Annotated in this window: 14 protein-coding genes; 12 read left to right on the top strand and 2 right to left on the bottom strand. The window is 56.8% G+C overall.

Going from position 1 to position 17,654, the window contains the following annotated elements:
• The first annotated feature begins 6 nt into the window (after window positions 1-6).
• The 10 genes from urtC to HCG46_RS23945 all read left to right on the top strand — a co-directional run bounded on the left by urtC (window position 7) and on the right by HCG46_RS23945 (window position 13,173).
• Window positions 7-1,125, top strand: coding sequence for an urea ABC transporter permease subunit UrtC (gene urtC / locus HCG46_RS23990; RefSeq protein ID WP_023001368.1), 1,119 nt, complete (start codon window positions 7-9; stop codon window positions 1,123-1,125).
• Window positions 1,122-1,883, top strand: a complete 762-nt coding sequence (gene urtD, locus HCG46_RS23985) for an urea ABC transporter ATP-binding protein UrtD (RefSeq protein WP_075283434.1) — start codon at window positions 1,122-1,124, stop codon at window positions 1,881-1,883. The genes urtC and urtD overlap by 4 nt, the downstream gene beginning before the upstream one ends.
• Complete coding sequence (urtE, locus tag HCG46_RS23980) at window positions 1,876-2,571, top strand: urea ABC transporter ATP-binding subunit UrtE (protein WP_023001366.1); 696 nt, start codon at window positions 1,876-1,878, stop codon at window positions 2,569-2,571. Before urtD ends, urtE begins: the two co-directional genes overlap by 8 nt.
• A gap of 33 nt (window positions 2,572-2,604) precedes the next feature.
• Window positions 2,605-3,642, top strand: a complete 1,038-nt coding sequence (locus HCG46_RS23975; RefSeq protein WP_023001365.1) for an aliphatic amidase — start codon at window positions 2,605-2,607, stop codon at window positions 3,640-3,642.
• Window positions 3,643-3,831: 189 nt separating this feature from the next.
• Window positions 3,832-4,659, top strand: a complete 828-nt coding sequence (locus HCG46_RS23970; RefSeq protein WP_168687641.1) for a CbbQ/NirQ/NorQ/GpvN family protein — start codon at window positions 3,832-3,834, stop codon at window positions 4,657-4,659.
• Between the two features lie 15 nt (window positions 4,660-4,674).
• Window positions 4,675-6,915, top strand: coding sequence for a VWA domain-containing protein (locus tag HCG46_RS23965; RefSeq protein ID WP_168687640.1), 2,241 nt, complete (start codon window positions 4,675-4,677; stop codon window positions 6,913-6,915).
• A gap of 491 nt (window positions 6,916-7,406) precedes the next feature.
• Window positions 7,407-8,645 carry a plasmid partitioning protein RepA gene (gene repA / locus HCG46_RS23960; protein ID WP_023001362.1) on the top strand — a complete coding sequence of 413 codons (1,239 nt, stop codon included), beginning with the start codon at window positions 7,407-7,409 and terminating at the stop codon, window positions 8,643-8,645.
• Between the two features lie 2 nt (window positions 8,646-8,647).
• Complete coding sequence (gene repB / locus HCG46_RS23955) at window positions 8,648-9,652, top strand: plasmid partitioning protein RepB (protein WP_168687639.1); 1,005 nt, start codon at window positions 8,648-8,650, stop codon at window positions 9,650-9,652.
• 373 nt (window positions 9,653-10,025) lie between these two features.
• Window positions 10,026-11,300, top strand: coding sequence for a plasmid replication protein RepC (gene repC, locus HCG46_RS23950; RefSeq protein WP_205838666.1), 1,275 nt, complete (start codon window positions 10,026-10,028; stop codon window positions 11,298-11,300).
• Window positions 11,301-11,622: 322 nt separating this feature from the next.
• Window positions 11,623-13,173 carry a glucan biosynthesis protein gene (locus HCG46_RS23945; RefSeq protein WP_168687637.1) on the top strand — a complete coding sequence of 517 codons (1,551 nt, stop codon included), beginning with the start codon at window positions 11,623-11,625 and terminating at the stop codon, window positions 13,171-13,173.
• 25 nt (window positions 13,174-13,198) lie between these two features.
• Here the strand turns inward: HCG46_RS23945 and HCG46_RS23940 are convergent, their stop codons facing one another.
• Entirely contained in the window at window positions 13,199-13,684 is a 486-nt protein-coding gene (locus HCG46_RS23940) for a hypothetical protein (RefSeq protein ID WP_168687636.1), read from the bottom strand.
• A gap of 868 nt (window positions 13,685-14,552) precedes the next feature.
• Here HCG46_RS23940 and HCG46_RS23935 point away from each other — a divergent pair.
• A complete protein-coding gene (locus HCG46_RS23935) occupies window positions 14,553-15,116 on the top strand; it encodes a PRC-barrel domain-containing protein (RefSeq protein WP_168687635.1) in 564 nt (187 codons plus the stop codon).
• Between the two features lie 564 nt (window positions 15,117-15,680).
• Window positions 15,681-16,466 (top strand): DNA/RNA non-specific endonuclease, encoded by a 786-nt coding sequence (locus HCG46_RS23930; protein ID WP_168687634.1) that lies wholly within the window; start codon window positions 15,681-15,683, stop codon window positions 16,464-16,466.
• Window positions 16,467-16,615: 149 nt separating this feature from the next.
• On the opposite strand, the gene HCG46_RS23925 is transcribed toward HCG46_RS23930, so the two are convergent.
• Entirely contained in the window at window positions 16,616-17,458 is an 843-nt protein-coding gene (locus HCG46_RS23925; protein ID WP_075283442.1) for a universal stress protein, read from the bottom strand.
• Window positions 17,459-17,654 lie beyond the last annotated feature (196 nt).

Below are 17,654 nucleotides of genomic sequence, written 5' to 3'. Positions count from 1 at the left end.
AATTCAATGAACCTGACTGGAAAATCAACAGCACGGCTGGTGCTCTATCTGGCGTTCTGTGCAGCCATCTTGCTCGTGCCGTCCGTGCTGGACGATGCGTTTCTCCTGAACAAATATTCCCGCTACCTGGTCTTTGCCATCCTGGCAGTCTCGCTCAGCCTCTCCTGGGGCTACGCCGGAATTCTCAATCTCGGCCAGGCAGCCACCTTTGGCCTGGGGTCCTATGCCATGGCCATGGGCCTCAAGCTTCGCACCGTGCCGGTACATACCGGCAGCGAAGGGCTTCCGGACTTCATGGTCTGGAACAATGTCACCGAACTGCCCTGGTTCTGGGCGCCGTTTCACTCCATGACCTTCGCCATTCTGGCGGGCCTCCTGATCCCTGCCGCCTTTGCTGCGCTGCTCGGCTGGTTCATGTTTCGCGGGCGCATCACCGGTGTCTATGCGTCTATCATCACGCTGGCCGTTCTGGTGGTGGTCAATCTCCTGATCATCGATCAGCAGCGCTACACCGGCGGCTTCAACGGCATCACGGATCTCGCCCAGTTCGAAGTGGCCGGTTTCTTCTTCGACGCCTATTCCGCGACAACCTATTACCTGGTCGCGCTGTGCCTGTGTGCCGTGCTGCTCCTGTCGCTCGCGGTTACCCGCAGCAAGACCGGCATGATCCTGCAAGCGATCCGTGATCAGGAAAACCGGGTCCGCTTCTTCGGATACGACGTCGCGCTCTATCAGATCTTCGTCTTCTCGCTGTCGGCCGGCATCGCCGGTCTGGCAGGCATGCTCTACACGATCGTGATGGAATTCGCCTCGCCGACATTCCTTAGCGTGCCGCTCAGCCTTTCCGTGGTGATCTGGGTCGCCGTGGGCGGCCGGCAGAGCCTTCTGGGGGCTGCCATCGGAGCCCTGATCGTGACCGGCGTCCAGGGTGCCCTGTCGGAATCCGAAGTCTTCCTGGAAAGCTGGATGCTGATCATGGGGGGGCTGTTCGTACTCGCTGTCCTGTTTCTGCCGAAAGGCATTGCAGGTGCCGTCTCGATGGCCGTCGACCGGCTGCCCTTTTTCGCCGGCAGCGCCAGGAAATCCGCGAGCAATGTCATGAAAACCACGGAGGCGGCGTCATGAAGACAGCAACCGACCACCTCAGCCTTCGGGACGTCAGTGTGTCCTTTGGCGGTTTCCAGGCGATCTCAGGACTGTCGCTGGATGTGAACAGCGGCGAACTGCGTTGCCTGATCGGACCGAACGGTGCTGGCAAGACCACGGCGCTCGACCTGATCTGCGGCAAGACCCGTGTGACCTCCGGCGAGATCCGCTTCAAGGGCGAGGCGATCCATACCCTGAAGGAATATCAGATCGCCCGCGTCGGTATCGGGCGCAAGTTCCAGGTGCCGAGTGTCTTCCGCGAACTGACCGTTCGGGAAAACCTGAATATCGGTCAATCACGAAACACCGGCGTTCTGGCCAACCTCGTGCGTTTCGGTGCAAGTCACGACGACGAGGAAATCGAACGTCTTGCGGTTCTGGTCGGCCTTCAGGACGATCTCGATCTTGCTGCCGGACATCTGTCTCACGGTCAGACGCAATGGCTGGAGATCGCGCTGATCCTGGCCCAGAACCCGACACTCATCCTGATGGACGAGCCGACAGCAGGCATGACCGCGCAGGAAACCGGCAAGACGGCCGAGCTGTTCAACAGGCTGCGGGGCGAGCACACGCTGATTGTCGTCGAGCACGACATGGGATTCGTGCGCGACATCGCTGAAACCATTTCGGTCATGCACCAGGGCAAGCTGCTTGCCGAAGGTTCGCTGGAGGAAGTCTCCAGCGACCCGCGGGTGAAGGAAGCATACCTTGGAACGAAGGAGGCCGGCCATGCTTGAGCTGAACGGTCTCGATGGTTTCTACGGCCGAAGCCGTGCGCTCCAGTCCGTTTCCATGGACATTGACGAGGGTGATTTTTTCTCCGTTCTCGGCCGCAACGGCGTGGGCAAGACGACGCTTCTTCGCAGTGTCCTCGGGTTGATGAGCCGCACGTCCGGTTCGGTCAAACTGGACGGAATGGAATTGAACAGCCTGCCGACGCACGCAAGAGCGCTCGCCGGCATCGGCTATGTCCCGCAAGGCCGCGGCATCCTGCCGGCCTTCACCGTGCGCGAGAACCTGATGATCGGCACCTTCGCCGCCCAGTCGGGCCAGGGTGAGATCGCCGACTGGGTGCTGGAGCTGTTTCCGATCCTGAAGGAGTTCCTGAACAGGCGGGGCGGCAACCTTTCCGGAGGTCAGCAGCAGCAGCTTGCAATCGGTCGGGCGCTTCTTTCCCAGCCCAAGGTGCTTCTTCTCGATGAGCCGACGGAAGGCATCCAGCCCAACATCGTCGAGCAGATCGAGGATGTCCTGATCGACCTGAACCGAACCAGGGGCCTCACCATCGTTCTGGTGGAGCAGAACCTCACTTTCGCACGCCGGGCCTCGAACCGGTTCGCGATCCTCGACCGCGGCACCGTCGCGGTCACTTCCGGCATTGCCCAACTGTCCGACGACCTTGTCCACGAACACCTCGTGGTCTGAGGCGCGGCAACCCGTTCCTAGAAGGAGGAATTGATGTATCACGGTGATATTTCCAGCAGCAACGACACCGTCGGCGTGGCGGTGGTCAACTACAAGATGCCGCGTCTGCATACCCGCGAGGAAGTGCTGGCCAATGCCCGCAACATCGCGGACATGATCGCGGGAATGAAGGTCGGCCTTCCGGGCATGGACCTGGTGATCTTCCCGGAATATTCCACCCACGGGATCATGTATGACCCCAAGGAGATGTACGAAACCGCTTCCCAGGTGCCTGGAGAGGAAACGGCCATCTTCGCCGAAGCCTGCAAGAAGGCGAACGTCTGGGGCGTGTTCTCCCTGACAGGCGAGCGACACGAGGATCACCCAAACAAGGCGCCTTACAACACGCTCATCCTGATGAACAACAAGGGCGAGATCGTCCAGAAATACCGCAAGATCATGCCCTGGGTGCCGATCGAAGGCTGGTATCCGGGCGATTGCACCTACGTCTCGGAAGGCCCGAAGGGGATGAAGATCAGCCTGATCATCTGTGACGACGGCAACTATCCGGAAATCTGGCGTGACTGCGCCATGCGCGGGGCGGAACTCATCATCCGCTGCCAGGGCTACATGTATCCGGCCAAGGAGCAGCAGATCCAGATTTCCAAATCCATGGCCTGGGCGAACAACTGCTATGTGGCGGTTGCAAACGCCGCCGGCTTCGATGGCGTCTATTCCTATTTCGGCCATTCGGCCCTGATCGGTTTCGACGGCCGGACGCTGGGGGAATGCGGCACCGAAGAAAACGGCATTCAATATGCCCAGATGTCGGTGTCGGGGATCCGCGATGCCCGCAAGAACATGCAGTCGCAGAACCACCTCTTCAAACTGCTGCACCGTGGCTACACCGGCACTATCAACTCCGGCGACGGCGACAAGGGCCAGGCAGCCTGCCCCTATAACTTCTACGCCAACTGGGTGAACGATCCGGAAGGAACGCGGGAGATGGTCGAGGCCATGACCCGCACGACGGTCGGCACCGAGGAATGTCCGATGGAAGGCATCCCGAACGGCGCAAGCACCCACCGCTAGGGCTCAGGTCCAATCCGGGCGGGAAGTCTCTCGCCCGGTTCGAAATCGATCAGCTCTTGCCGCAGGCCAACAACCTGTCAGCACGCGCTGATCCGGCGATCCTCCCGAGCGATGCGGTTCGCAGCGCCGCATCCTCCTGGCGCTGCAGCGATTTCCCCCGCTGCAGCGTCTTCAACAGGAAGTCCAGGAATGAATGCACCGATAGCTGGTCCGGTTGAGGACCCGATTGACGCCTATCGCATTGTCAGCGAACCCTTTTATCGCCCCTTTGCAAAGGAGGTCGGCCATTATGAAGCCGCCTATGCCGCACGGTTGCCGATCCTTCTGAAGGGGCCGACGGGATGCGGCAAAACGCGGTTTGTCGAGCACATGGCCTGGCGGCTGAAGCGTCCTCTCGTCACGGTGTCCTGTCATGAGGACATGACCGCGTCGGATCTGGTTGGACGGTTTCTGCTGGATGCCGACGGTACCGTCTGGCACGACGGCCCGCTGACGGCGGCCGTCCGGAACGGTGCGATCTGTTATCTCGACGAAGTGGTGGAAGCGCGGCAGGACACGACGGTCGTCATCCATTCCCTGACCGACCATCGCCGCCATTTGCCGCTGGAAAAGAAGAATGAACTGGTCAAGGCGCATCCGGACTTCCAGCTCGTGATCTCCTACAACCCCGGCTATCAGAGTGTGCTTAAAGATCTGAAGGAATCCACCCGGCAGCGGTTCTGCGCGATTTCCTTCGACTATCCTGATGCGGCAATCGAAGCGGAAATCGTGGCGCGCGAAGCCGGTGTCGAGCCTGAAACAGCAAGGGTTCTTGTCCGGGTTGCGGAAAGATCCCGGAACCTCAAGGGTCACGGACTGCGCGAAGGTGCATCGACGCGCATGTTGATTGCAGCCGGTCAGCTGACAGCGCAAGGCGTGCCGTTGGAAGAGGCCTGTCAGATTGCCATCGTGCTGCCGCTCGTAGATGAGCCGGAGATCCGCGCTGCGATGTCCTCCGCTGTTTCTGCCTGCCTGTAAGACATGGCGGCGACGATGACCGAGGCTGCCACGGCAAAGACGAACACCGTTGAGACGCGCGAATATGAACGGCAATTGTCTGCCGTCTGGACTAAAGCCCTGTCCCGGATTGCCCAGGCCGGTTACGGCGAAACCGTAACGCAAGCCTATCGAACTTGTGGCCCGATGGTTGCGGAGGCGGTTTCGGAAGAAGCCGCAGCCGATCTCGGACGCCTGGTTTCCTGGATTGCCATTCGTTCCGGCCGGCGCGCATCGGCAAGGGTGCCGCATACAGCGGCTCGCGCAGCGCAGCACTTGAAGACATTTCCTGCTTTTTCGGAGTGGTGCGCTCTTTTGGAACGGACCGGACGCGACTTGCCGGAAGCCGTTGAAGCACTGCTTGAGACGTCTGACAGATCCTTGGCAGAAATCGGCTTGTCCGGCTTCAGGACATTCGTCGGCATGGGTTTGGCACTCAGACTGACGAACCGCGAAAAAGCGCGATTGTTTCTCGCTGGTGAAGATCCGGAAGCGCGGCACTTTCTTGACCGGCAGTCGTCAGTCTTGCGATTTGACGACGAAGAGCTTCGGTTGAAGACGTTTCATGCCGCCTTGTGGGGTCAGCTTCCGCCCATTGTCGAAACCCCGGCCATAGCTCCGGAGCAAATGCGTCGCAGGGCCGGGTTCGGACGGGATGGCATTCGTCTGCCGTCGGGATTCCCGGGTTTTGACCGCGCGGACAGCCTGAAGCTTTATCATGCGGCTCTTGCCCATGTCGGCGCTCACATTGCCTTCACCCGGCAGGTGTTTGAGCGAAAGTCCCTGAAACCCTTGCAAGTCGCAGTTATCTCCTTGCTTGAAGACGCGCGGGTCGAACGGCTCGCTCTGCAAAAGATGCCGGGACTGAGGTCTCTCTGGAGCAGCTTCCACACCATGGATGCACGCTCCGCAGACCTGGCGACAACCTTGATGGCACGGTTGTCGCGCACGCTGATAGATCCGGAATACAGCGATACCAACGGTTGGGTGGAGAAAGGAAAACGCCTGTTCGAGGAAGCCTTTGCGGCGACCCCCAACGACCAGACCTTCTGCCGAAGAATTGGCGGACTGCTAGCCAACGATCTGGGTCAGATGCGGCTGCAGTTCGACGCCCGTACCTATGTGGTGCAGCCGGCCTACAGGGACGACAACCTCGGTATCTGGACCTTCGACGAGGAACCGGACCTGATCGAGATGGATGTTGCGGTTGAAACGGAAGGTGTGCGCCTGGAGCAACAAGAACGCGACGAGGCCGAGCGGCAGGAGCCCGAAGAGGAAGAAAAGCGCGAGGAAGAGGCCGCGGCTGCGGAAAAGCTAAGGCTTCGAGATGAGGACGCGGTAACCCGGCTGATCTCCTACCCCGAATACGATCATGTCAGCCGCCGCATGCGTCCGGACTGGTGCACTGTTCATGTCACTGAGGCACCGCGAAAGGCGGCAAACGGTCTGTTGCGGAGCCTCAGGCATGAAACCAGGATACAGAGTTCTCTCATCTCTCTGATCTCCGGTGCCAATGTGAATGCGTTTCAGCGGGAGGGCCGGCTGGAAACCGGTGACTTTCTCGATCTGGATGCATGCATCGATGCCCAGGCAAGTCGCCGCAACCGGGAGATCCCCGATCCGAGGATCTTCGGCCGGAAGAGTTGCAAGGGACGGGACCTGGACATTCTGTTGCTGATCGACCAGTCACACTCCACCGGCGAGACGGCAGGCGAGGGGGGCGCCAGCGTTCTCGATCTTGAACGCCTGTCTGCCGCGATAATGGCCGGGGCGATGGAGACGACCGGCGACAATTGCGCACTTGCAGGGTTTTGCTCGGACACTCGGGAGACGGTCCGATATGCGCGGATCAAGGACTTCGGCCAACCGGTCGACCAAGGCGTGTATGAACGCTTGGCCGGTCTGGAAAGTGCATTCTCGACCCGGCTGGGCCCGGTTATGCGTCACGGTGGGCGTGAGCTTGCCGAAAGGACGGCATATCGAAAGGTATTGCTGGTGGTGACTGACGGCGAGCCGTCCGATATTGATGTCGATGATCCGGATTATCTCCTGGAAGACGCCCGTTTCGCCTTGCGCGAATTGGCGATGGCCGGCATCGATGTTTTCTGTTTCTCGCTCGGCGACAACCGCAACGATTATTCCGGCAGGATTTTTGCCAGCAAGAATGTCAGAAAGCTCGCGGACCTTTCCAGGCTTCCTGGCGCTCTGCTTGGGCTCTATGGAGAGTTGAAAAAGTAGGAACTGCCTCTGGTGAGCTGCTCTCATTTTGCCGGATTGCCAGTTCTGTGGTGAACCTTGCGCCAGTCCTGAGCGAGCTCTGGTCGCCTGTTCCGACCGTACCGATTCTGTTGAAACATCAGAAAATCTGCCTTTAACCGGCAAAACACCCGGAAAAGTTTCAAGGAAGATTTTGCGTGGGTTTAACTTCAGCCAGGGTTCTGAAAATGTGGCCGGTCCATCGCCGGAGACCTCGCGGCAGGATTCAAGGGCAAATTAAGCAATTGAAATAAATAAGGAAAAAATAGGATCGGCTAGAATGATGCTCTGGAACTGGCAAAGATTGGCACACCCGTCGGGTCGGAAAGTTTCGTAGAGGCATCTGGAATGCCGGTTCAACCAGGCCGGGTTAGGGTTTCGTTAACTTAAATTTCCTTGCACCATCTGCTGGAATCCTGCATCCATGACGGAGTTACCGCTTATATCGGGTACAAAACCGTCAGAGGGCATTAATGGCCGTTACCGAACAATTTTCCGGTGGACGCGATACGACCGCAAAAATCGAAAGTTTCACGCAGAAGCTTTCCGACCGTTTGCAGACGATGCGCGAAATGACCTACCCGCCGGAAGCCCGCAAGGTTTTCGGCCGGACGTTTTCCACGACGGATCTGGTTCGTCTGCTGGGCGTGCCGGAAAGCACGCTTCGCACCCTGACGCTGGAAGGCAAGGGCCCGCAGCCGCATCGCGCCGAAAACAACCGCCGGATCTATACAGTCGATCAGGTTTGGGAACTGAGGGCATTCCTCGCGGAACTCAGGCCTGACGATGCGCATCGCCTCGTGCCTCATCGCCGACCGGGAGAAAAACTGCAGGTCGTTGCTGCTGCGAACTTCAAGGGTGGCAGCTCTAAGACGACCACCTCCGTTCATCTGGCCCATTACCTGGCTATCCAGGGCTACCGGGTGCTGTGTGTCGACCTGGATCCCCAGGCCTCCATGACCACGACCTTCGGCATTCAGCCGGATCGTGATCTTCGGTCCGGCGAAGACGATGACGAACGGACCGACACGACCTACGATGCTTTGCGGTATGACAATTACCGCGTGCCGTTCTCCGAGGTCATACGCGAGACCTACTTCCCGGGCATTCACCTTGCCTGCGGCAACCTGCGCCTGATGGATTTCGAATACGATACGCCTACCGCGCTTGCCGAAAGGACGACCGACGAGCTTGGCCTGTTCTTCCAGCGCCTCGATGCCGTGATCCAGTCGGTTGAAGAGCACTATGACGTCGTTGTCCTCGATACGCCACCTTCGCTCGGCTACACGACTATGGCGGCTCTCTATGCGGCAACGGGCCTGATCATCACCGTTCACCCGGCCATGCTCGACGTCTCGTCATGCTCCCAGTTCCTGAAGATGATTTCGGATGTGACCCATACGTTGTCCGAAGGCGGTGCGGTTTTCGAACACGACTTCACGAAGTTCCTGCTGACCAGGGTCAACCCCAATGACGGGCCGCAGAAGATCATGTCCGGCACCATGAGGGACTTGTTCGGGACAGACGTCCTTGTGGCCGAGGCGATTGAATCGACTGCCATCGCATCTGCCGGCGTTGCCAAGAAAAGTCTCTACGAGATCGAATCCGGTGAAGTCGGCCGGGAAACCCTGAAGCGGGCGCTGGAAAGCGCAGACCGCGTCAACGCCGAAATTCTCGATCTGATCAAGAGTGTATGGGGCAGGGAGGTTTGACGATGAAAAAGTCGATCGTCAAAATGATGTCCGACGCGGCGGCTGCAGCTGCCGACAAGAAGGAGCCGCCCAAGCCGGTTGCGGGCCAGAAGGTAACCGCGCCCGTCGTGAATTCCATGGGGCGGGCCTTGTCGCATATGCGCGAGGACAGCATCGTTGCCCTTGATCCGTCGAAAATCGACCCAAGCCCGTTTTCCGATCGCTTCGAAACAGACCTCGAAGCGCAGGAGGCCCTGGAGGAACTCAAGCTTTCGATCCAGGATGAGGGGCAGAGGATCCCCGTTCTGGTGCGCCCGCACCCCACGGAACGGGACCGCTATCAGCTGGCCTATGGACACCGCAGGCTGTTTGCCATTCAGACATTGATGGCGGAAGCCGGCAAACCGGAGACGTTCAAGGTCAAGGCGTACGTTCGCAAGCTGAGCGATGCCGAGCTGATCAAGGAACAGTCGCTTGAAAACGGCGTCCGCGAAAACCTGACCTTCGCGGAGATGGTCCTGTGGGCTGTGCAGCTGCGCGAAGCAGGGCTCAAGCAGCGCGAGATGCAGCCGGTGCTCGGCCAGGTTCAAACGGTCATTTCCAATATGCGGAAGATCGCCGACAGCATCCCGCACGACATCATTCGCGCGATTGGCCGTGCCAGGAATGTCGGCCGGCCGGCATGGATGGAACTGGCAAAGCTGTTTGAAGACCCTGCCGCCGAACAGCGCGTTCGATCCGTCATAGACGGTGAGGATTTCAGGCTGGCTGCTGCGCAGGACAGAATGTCCATGGTAACGCAGGCCGCAAGAGGCAAACAAAAGAAGGCTGCACCGGCAACTCAGGCTGCAGCAGAAATCACATCGAACGGAACGGTACTGGCAAAACTGAAGAGAACATCGGCGGCAACCGTGTTCTCGATACCGAAATCCGAAGCTGAATTCAGTCACTGGCTGGAGGAGAACCTTCCGGACGTCTATCGCGATTATCTGCGGCAACGGCAGGAAACGGGACGTACGAAGGGCTGAAGATGATCGCGGCATACCTCGAAAGGGTATGCCGGGCGCACAATGATCCGGGGCAGGTGTTCAAGTGTCGTCCCGGGCCATATCGGCAAGAGGCCGGATTTCGGCCAGGCCCCGTGAGGAAGGAGACGGTGCGAGAGAAATAGAGACTAAATGAAAAGAGACCGAAACGGCGGCAACCGTTCAGTCTCTTTAATCACGGTTCAACTTGGAACGTCCAAACAGGAACCTCAACACTTCCCTGTTTTAGGCGAATTCCGAATCACGCGCAAGATCCATCTTGTGTGAACGGTGGATTTCTGCCGATTTCCCGAAGTTGAACCTCCTGAAACGCATAACGCCGCACGTTGGCTCGTGTCGGTGAACGGAGGTTGTCATGCCTGCTGTTTCGAACGTCTCTTCCTTCCGGAAGGTGACGCCGGGGATACTTGCGTCCCAGCGTCTGGCAATGTCGAACGACATTCCCGATATTGGAAAATCCGAAGTCGCTATTGCCTTGAAACGTGCGGCCCAGCCGATCGGTCTCACGTCGACTGCCTACCATGTCCTGGACATCCTGCTTGGCCTGTCAAAGCCGGACGACTGGAAAGGGGACAACAGGCCCGTCGTTGCCATCTCCAACGAGAAGCTTGCCTCATATGTCGGCAAGAGTGAACGAACGGTCATTCGCGCCATCAAGCAGCTGGTCGAGGCCCGTATTCTCGCCTACAGGGACAGTTCTACCGGCCGCAGGTGGGTGCACCGCAACGACAGTGGCGACATTACCTTTGCCTATGGTCTCGATTTCACGCCGGCAAGAGTGCGATACCGCGAAATCAAGTGCCTGGCCGATGAATGGCAGGCTCATCTCAATGCCGTCCGGGAAGCCAAACGGACGGTCATGAGGATCTCTAGGGCGATTGTCGATATCGTCGATGCAACGAAAGACGTCGACTTGACAGACTTCCTGGATCAGATGGCAGGCATTCTGGACGCGGAGATTGATGTTCAGGCAAAAGCTCAGGCGTTGCTGGACCTTTATGACCTGGTGATGGAAGCTCTGAAGGAGGCCTCCAATACACAGCCAACAGCACATAAAAATGGGGATTCGTCATGCGAAGATGACATCAATGTCACCCCTATATTTAATACAAACTCACCAGACTCTTGTTCAAATAACCGGACATCTGCTCACGCAGATGAAATCAAAAATAAGACTAACGTCGCCTACGGCGCCGAAATAGCTCCTGAAAGGGAGCAAGCGGAGCGGGGTGGGGGCTCCAACAGAGGATATACACTGCAGAAAGGCTCCGGTAAGGCGGATTTTGTCCGATCGGAAACCCTGGACGCTGTTTCGATCTCTTTGCTGGAAAGCGCATGTACGTCGATCCAGGGCGATTTTGGGCTATCTCTCAAAAGCTGGCCGGACCTCATTGCCGCAACCGACGTGCTTAGGATCGGTATCGGATTAAGTGAAAAAGGCTTTACCGAAGCCTGCGGAAGGCTGGGGCGGCATGTTACGGCGGCGATTCTGGCGATGGTGGCCGAAAAGGCCTTGCGGGATCCGGAAAAAATCAGCTCGCCGGGCGGTTACTTCCGGGCATGTTGTGAACGGGCGACCGAAGGCAAACTTGCGCTGGCAAAATCCCTGTTCGGCCTCGCTGCGCGCTGATCGGGCGCCGCGGGGAGCGGGATCCTCTTGTGCGAGTACTGCTTCCGGGCAGGGGGCGCCAAAATGAAGGGACCTTGAAACTTTGCGGTCTTCCCGGGAGTGCTGATCCTGCACATACACGGATAATCGCAACAGGGCACGTCGGTGGCGCTGGTTTCGAGCCTTCATAAACTTGCCTTACGCATGGCCGACTTTTGTCAAAACGACGCCTCATTCCTGCGATCCTGTTCCCAACCTGGAAGCCCGGTGTTTTGCACCATGAACTAATTTGTCCGTTCGTTCGTCTTTCAACGACAACGAAGCAAGACCGACTGGAAACTTCATGAGCAGATCTGTTTTCATTGCACTTTTTTTCATGGCATTTGTCCAAAGCGCTTATGCGAAATCCAGTGACCTGAAGAACCACCGGGGAGACCCTGAAGAATTCAGTTTTGCGACGGTGATCGCGAAGGCTCGGGAACTCGGGACAAGACCGTATGAAGCGCAAAAAGTGCGATCTGAAGATCTTCTGGAGGAAATTGACTACGACGCACATTGGAAGATCAGCTTTCGCAAGTCGGCCACCCTGGAGCTGGTACCAGGCGTCCCAATTCAGTTTTTTCACCTGGGCCGCTTCTTCAAGCAACCGGTCAAGCTGAACGAAGTCGCTGATGGCGTTTCCCGAGAAATTCTCTATTCACCTGACTATTTCGACATGCCGCACGACAGTCCGGCGCGAAAGTTGCCCGAAAATCTCGGATTTGCCGGGTTCCGCGTCATGCGGGAGGATTTGAAAACCGACTGGGTTTCCTTCCTGGGCGCATCCTATTTCAGGACAGATGGCCAGTCTCGCCAGTATGGGCAGTCGGCGCGCGGACTTGCCCTTAACACCGGACTTTCGATGCCGGAGGAATTTCCCAGATTTACGGAATTCTGGTTCGAACCATCCGCATCGAAAGATGACGGTTTGGTTGTCTATGCACTTCTTGATAGCCCATCTGTCGCCGGCGCCTATCGAATGCACATGAAAAATGAGGAGGGCAGTGGGCAGGTCATGGATGTGACAAGCCACCTATTCTTCCGAAAGTCCGTGGAAAGACTGGGAATAGCGCCACTCACAAGCATGTACTGGTACTCTGAGTCCAATCGCCTGAAAGGCCGGGATTGGCGCCCTGAAGTGCACGATACCGATGGTCTTGCGATGATTAGCCAGTCGGGAGAGATGATATGGCGGCCCCTCAACAACCCGTCCGAGGTTCGCACGTCCACCTTTCGGGCGGACAATGTGAGAGGATTTGGCCTCGCACAACGAGACCGGGAGTTTGAGAACTTTCAGGATGACGGAGTGTTTTATGATCGTCGGCCGTCCGTCTGGATCGAACCTGACGAACCGTTTGGAAAGGGCGTGGTTCAACTGGTGGAGATCCCGACGGACGACGAGATCTATGACAACATAGTCGCTTATTTTTTGCCGGACGAACTGCCGAAAGCGGGTGACGAACGTACGTTTTCCTACCAGATGACATGGCGTGATCAGCATCCGCTGCCTCAGTCAGGTGCTCAGGTTTTCGCAACCCGTATCGGCCAGGGAGGAATTCCAGGACAACCTCGACCGAAGGACCAGATGAAAGTCGTGGTCGAATTCCAGGGCAATTCCTTGAACGGGATGAAGAAGAAGGACGAGGTTGAGGCCGTTGTGGAGCTTTCCAAGGGCGAGCCAATAAATCTTTTCGTTCAACCTGTCGTCGGTACGGATCGTTGGCGCTTGACGTTCGATGTCAAGATCGACGGGCGTGACCCGGTGGAGGCGCGCGCTTTTCTGAAAGGCGGCGATGATGTCCTGAGTGAAACTTGGCTCGGGCAACTGATAGCGGAGCACCTGGAATTGGAATAAATCCCCGGTGTGGCAAAGGGCACAGTCACCAGGTGCGGGAATACCGAGCCTTGAATACAGAACTGGGATTTTGTGTCTGTATTTCCCTGATGCTTGCCCGAAGTGTGAAGGCTTTGGTCAAGGGTTGTTGCAACGAAACGCTCGAATGCCACACGGCGTCGTCTTTTGAGTTGTTGAATTCCGCTGCCAGCACTGTTGCGGTCGGGCCCAGAGACACTTCCACGCTCTTGGTGGTGTTCCAGTCAATGTCATTCGTCACGAAACCGGGCGTCCGGAAAGAATAGGAATCTCGCAAGATCAGGTTGGCGTGCCTTGTAAGTTTGATTTTCTTTCCTGCAGTGAATCTGGTCGATGCAAGGTCGCTGTCCGGGTCAAAGCGCAAGGTCAGGTCCGTCTCGTCCATTCCTGCCAATTTGTAGTCGTCTTCGAAACGCAGTCGTGTCCATAGCGTTCCACTCGGTACGTAGCTGCGTGGCGCATTGAGCACATGCCTGGGCAATGCTGCTGGCATGTTGATATCCGATCCAAATGCAGGCCGGCCTGGAACAGGAAGTTGAGCGCCTACCGTCATGTTGTAGGAACTTTCAGATGGCTTTGAAAAAGACCAGACGTAAGGTTTAATATTCTCAGCGTGAACAGGCGTGACTGTTGCGGAGGCCGCTGCCGCAGTGCCTGTGATTACGCCTTTGATTACGGAAACTGCCAGTAGGTATCTCGGTGTGCGCATGTTCTATTATCGAGAGCTTGAGGTCGCTTGCTGTCGGTCTGACGTGATGAAACTGAGTGAACTTGATTCCGAAAAGGTTAATGCAACAGTACCCAATGATACCTTGCGAAAGTTACCTAGGTTTCGAAATATAAATCTCTAAGTATCAGAGAAGATTGAATTAATATCTCTTCCGCTGATCATGCGAACATGGATTACGTATGGAATGAGTTCCACTTTTGCTGTGGAAATACACTGATTCCATAACTGCCGGGTTGATAAGAACTGCGTCTCGAGGACTAGCAACGTGGCTATCTTTTGTGGATCCGGCTTTAGGCATTCGGTTGGTCTGCAAACCTAGTTCTGTCGGCAAGTTAGCGAGCACCTTTTCCGCCGCAATTGCGTTGGTCTTCAAATACGTTCACGGCGCTGAAGAATCTTCGGAAACTGAAGATCGGCTCACAGAGAATGCCCTGCAGGTACAGCTACGCGTTCTTGGGAAGCTCAGTACTCCCGATCTCAGTTTCAATTTATGGCTGCATATGAGAGCAGTACATTCACATTCTGTTTCAATCTTGAAATGCGCCGGAACTCGGTGATTTCCGGAGCGTTGCTCCCATATCGTCGCCTCATCCCTGTCAGATACCGGCGACTTCAATCTGGGAGAGTTACAATGCTACGTGAACTTGTCACTGCGTCCGCAGTCGGACTGTTAATGGTCGGCGGTGCGTATGCGCAAAGCTCGACTGAAGTACCGACGACTACCGTGCCGGCAACTCCTGCCACCCCTGAGCCCGTTCAAATGGTGAAAAAGGCAGAAGGACACCTTGCCACGGACCTTCTCGGCCGAACGGTCTACAATGGTACGAGCGAAGAGTCTGAAGCAATTGGCGACGTCAACGACTTCACTGTGGGTCCTGACGGTCAGATTCAGGCAATCGTGATCGGAGTCGGAGGCTTTCTTGGCCTGGGCGAGAAAAACGTCGCAATCGAGTACGGCCTTGTGAAGTTCGAAGATCGCAACGATAGCGAGGTGCTGGTGGTTGAAACGACCGCAGAAAAGCTGGATGCGCTGGAGCCCTTCGAGGAAGCTGCATATCGCCCCGTTCCAGCTGATGAAAGTGTGAATGAAACCAGGCCGGCAACCGCTGAGGATCTGAACAATGCACCGGTTGAGAAAGCTCCTGAGGAGCTGATTGATTCCGAAGCGGATAGAAACGTTACGCCTGCAAACTGACATCGTGACCAGAACAGCGCGGGCCGCATTCCGAAATGTCGCCCGCGCTAAAAATATTCCATAATCAAAATTACGCGATTCTCGCTTGTGGGTGATTGCGCGCTATTCCCAAGTGCGACTTCTGTTTGAAGCCAATAGGTTATCAGACAAGACGATTGTGTCATGCCATCAATATACAGTCATCTGATCCTGGATGAGCGCCGCAAGATTGAACGCTGGTGCCAGGTGAAAGTGTCACTTTGCCGAATTGTGATGATCCCTGGACGACACTGATCGACGATTTATCTGGAAATGACACCGACTGTGGCTTTTGATGCCATGTTCAGCGGCGAAGCTCCTAGCTCCAAGTGTCGTTCGTGATGGCGGTACGCTGGACCTTTCCGCCGTCGGTGTCCTGGCCCGGAGTAACCTGCGTTCCAGAGAATGCAGACGGGATGTTCAATCCTTCTAAAAACGATCAAACTGCATCCGTTACTTGAACGGATCTTCTCTGTCTGCAACATTCGCGTTTATTGACATATTTTCACAACCAATGACTTGATCAGCTATCAAGGGGTCTGCCGGATGCCTGTCTACACCTTCAACACTTTGTACGATCGAAAAGAAAAACGTCCCGACGAATACGGTGCGGTGACTGTATTGACTGAAATCATTGCCCCTGGAACCCATCATCAGTACGAGCGGCAGACCTCGGTCTATGGATATGTCTATCCTCTTGACACCACGTCGGGCCGTAAGTCGGCGCCGGAGCCGTTTTCGGGTTTCCGGATTGGCGCGACCAAGCGCATTCCCAAGAAGGCCAAACTGATCAGCCCACGCAATAGCGGCAAGGTCGACATGGACAAGGGACACATCATTGCTCTGGAGTTGGGTGGCCCCGATGTCCCGGCCAATATCTGTCCGCAATGGTCGCAATTCCAACGGAACGGCGAATGGCGGCGAATGGAAGTCGAGGTTCATGAGATCGCGCAGCAGCAAGAAGCGCACGACAATCTGGTGAAGATGACCGTGCATCTTTATTACAATGGTTCTCTGTCGCACACCCGCGGGCTTTGCCCCTCGGGATTCCAGGTAGACCTGACCTTGAACGACACGAACTCGCTGCTCAAACGCTACCAGATCGACAACACCCACAGCTCCGTCGATGACCAAATGTTCTGGCGCATTGCGGACCCACTGGATTCGAAAATGGACGAGGTAGATCCGATCGGCATGCCTCCCCCCATTACGCCCAGCCCCAGCTTCCCCGGCGCACAACCGGTAATGACCCAGCGGCAAAACGGCATGAACTGGTTCGATTTTGCCAATCGTCACATTGATGACGAGGATGAATACATGGATCAGAGCTAACGAGCAGAGTGCAGAACTCAGCGAGGAACAAGCCGAAAATCCAACGGTGTATTCGTGGCGAACGTAACGGCGTGCGCGGTAAAGGTCAGCATTGAGCCTTTCGCGGGCCTCTGGCCCCTGACAAATCCAGGGGCCAGAAGCTGCGTCGTTCAGCGCGACAGCAACAGGGGGATGACGGTTTGCTCCAGCATTTCCCGTGTTGTTCCTCCCAGAATGTTCTCCCGCAGGCGTGAATGTCCGTAGGCACCCATTACCAGAAGGTCGGCTCCCAGTTCGCGTACACTGTCCAGCAAGGCTTCGGACACGGGCCTGTCGGCGGACGCCACACTTTGAACGGAAATGCCGAGACCGTGGCGGGCAAGGACCGTTGCGATATCGCTGCCAGGGTCTTCTCCGTGATCATTGTCGCCGACGACCGGGTCAACCAGCAGCAGCGTGATTTCCTCGGCTGACTTCAGAAACGGCAGCGACTCGGATACGGCACGGGCGGCTTCCCGCCGTGAATTCCAGGCGATGGCCACTTTTGTGCCAATGCGGTCGGCTTTGAAGGAATTGGGAACATAAAGCACGGGCCGGCCGGAATCGAACAGCGCACCATCGATCGCATTCTTTTCGACGGAATTGAGCTCTTGCTCCACGGAGCGCAGGACAACAGCCAGATCACAATAGATGGCATGGCGGGCAACAAGATTGTCTTGGCGAGCGGTAGAAGACAGACTTGGCCGGACGTCGAACGAGATACCTTCCCTTGCAAGCTGTGCTTCTATTCGGGAAGCAAGGGATGTCAGCTCGATCTTTCGCTGGTCGAATTCCTTCGCCCAGATTTCGATGTATCCGTGCCCGCCAGATCCGTAGAACGGCAGTTGCGGGACTTCACCGATCGGCAAAACTGTGAGATGAGCATCAAAAGCCCTCGCTACCGTGACAGCCTTGCCAACGGTTTCCGTGGAGACATCGAGTTCCGTTATTGCGAGTATGGTCTTGTAGGTCATCGTACCGGCTCCCTCCCCTGTTCGCCTGCGTGGGCGCGCGCCGTACAGAGCTTCATCTGCATTGTCCGGGAAAACGATTGAGAGGCAAACTGGTGGTGACTACGTAGCCAGTCGGCAGGGTGTTCCGGGTGGAATAAGCATTGCTCCCGACTTGGCGTACCGCGTTCCACCCGCGAGAATTCGTCCGTGATACAAG

The sequence above is a fragment of the Labrenzia sp. PO1 genome (assembly GCF_012273635.1).
Classification (GTDB): Bacteria; Pseudomonadota; Alphaproteobacteria; order Rhizobiales; family Stappiaceae; genus Roseibium; species Roseibium algicola.
This window is presented reverse-complemented; position numbering and strand designations above follow the sequence as displayed.

Excerpts from the sequence above, each read along its gene's own strand:
- urtE (WP_023001366.1), top strand. The coding sequence starts at position 1,876 with ATGCTTGAGCTGAACGGTCTCGATGGTTTCTACGGCCGAAGCCGTGCG.
- repB (WP_168687639.1), top strand. The coding sequence starts at position 8,648 with ATGAAAAAGTCGATCGTCAAAATGATGTCCGACGCGGCGGCTGCAGCT.
- HCG46_RS23925 (WP_075283442.1), bottom strand. The coding sequence starts at position 17,458 with ATGACCTACAAGACCATACTCGCAATAACGGAACTCGATGTCTCCACG.
- HCG46_RS23945 (WP_168687637.1), top strand. The coding sequence starts at position 11,623 with ATGAGCAGATCTGTTTTCATTGCACTTTTTTTCATGGCATTTGTCCAA.
- HCG46_RS23935 (WP_168687635.1), top strand. The coding sequence starts at position 14,553 with ATGCTACGTGAACTTGTCACTGCGTCCGCAGTCGGACTGTTAATGGTC.
- repC (WP_205838666.1), top strand. The coding sequence starts at position 10,026 with ATGCCTGCTGTTTCGAACGTCTCTTCCTTCCGGAAGGTGACGCCGGGG.
- HCG46_RS23975 (WP_023001365.1), top strand. The coding sequence starts at position 2,605 with ATGTATCACGGTGATATTTCCAGCAGCAACGACACCGTCGGCGTGGCG.
- urtC (WP_023001368.1), top strand. The coding sequence starts at position 7 with ATGAACCTGACTGGAAAATCAACAGCACGGCTGGTGCTCTATCTGGCG.
- HCG46_RS23940 (WP_168687636.1), bottom strand. The coding sequence starts at position 13,684 with ATGCCAGCAGCATTGCCCAGGCATGTGCTCAATGCGCCACGCAGCTAC.
- HCG46_RS23965 (WP_168687640.1), top strand. The coding sequence starts at position 4,675 with ATGACCGAGGCTGCCACGGCAAAGACGAACACCGTTGAGACGCGCGAA.
- HCG46_RS23970 (WP_168687641.1), top strand. The coding sequence starts at position 3,832 with ATGAATGCACCGATAGCTGGTCCGGTTGAGGACCCGATTGACGCCTAT.
- urtD (WP_075283434.1), top strand. The coding sequence starts at position 1,122 with ATGAAGACAGCAACCGACCACCTCAGCCTTCGGGACGTCAGTGTGTCC.
- HCG46_RS23930 (WP_168687634.1), top strand. The coding sequence starts at position 15,681 with ATGCCTGTCTACACCTTCAACACTTTGTACGATCGAAAAGAAAAACGT.
- repA (WP_023001362.1), top strand. The coding sequence starts at position 7,407 with ATGGCCGTTACCGAACAATTTTCCGGTGGACGCGATACGACCGCAAAA.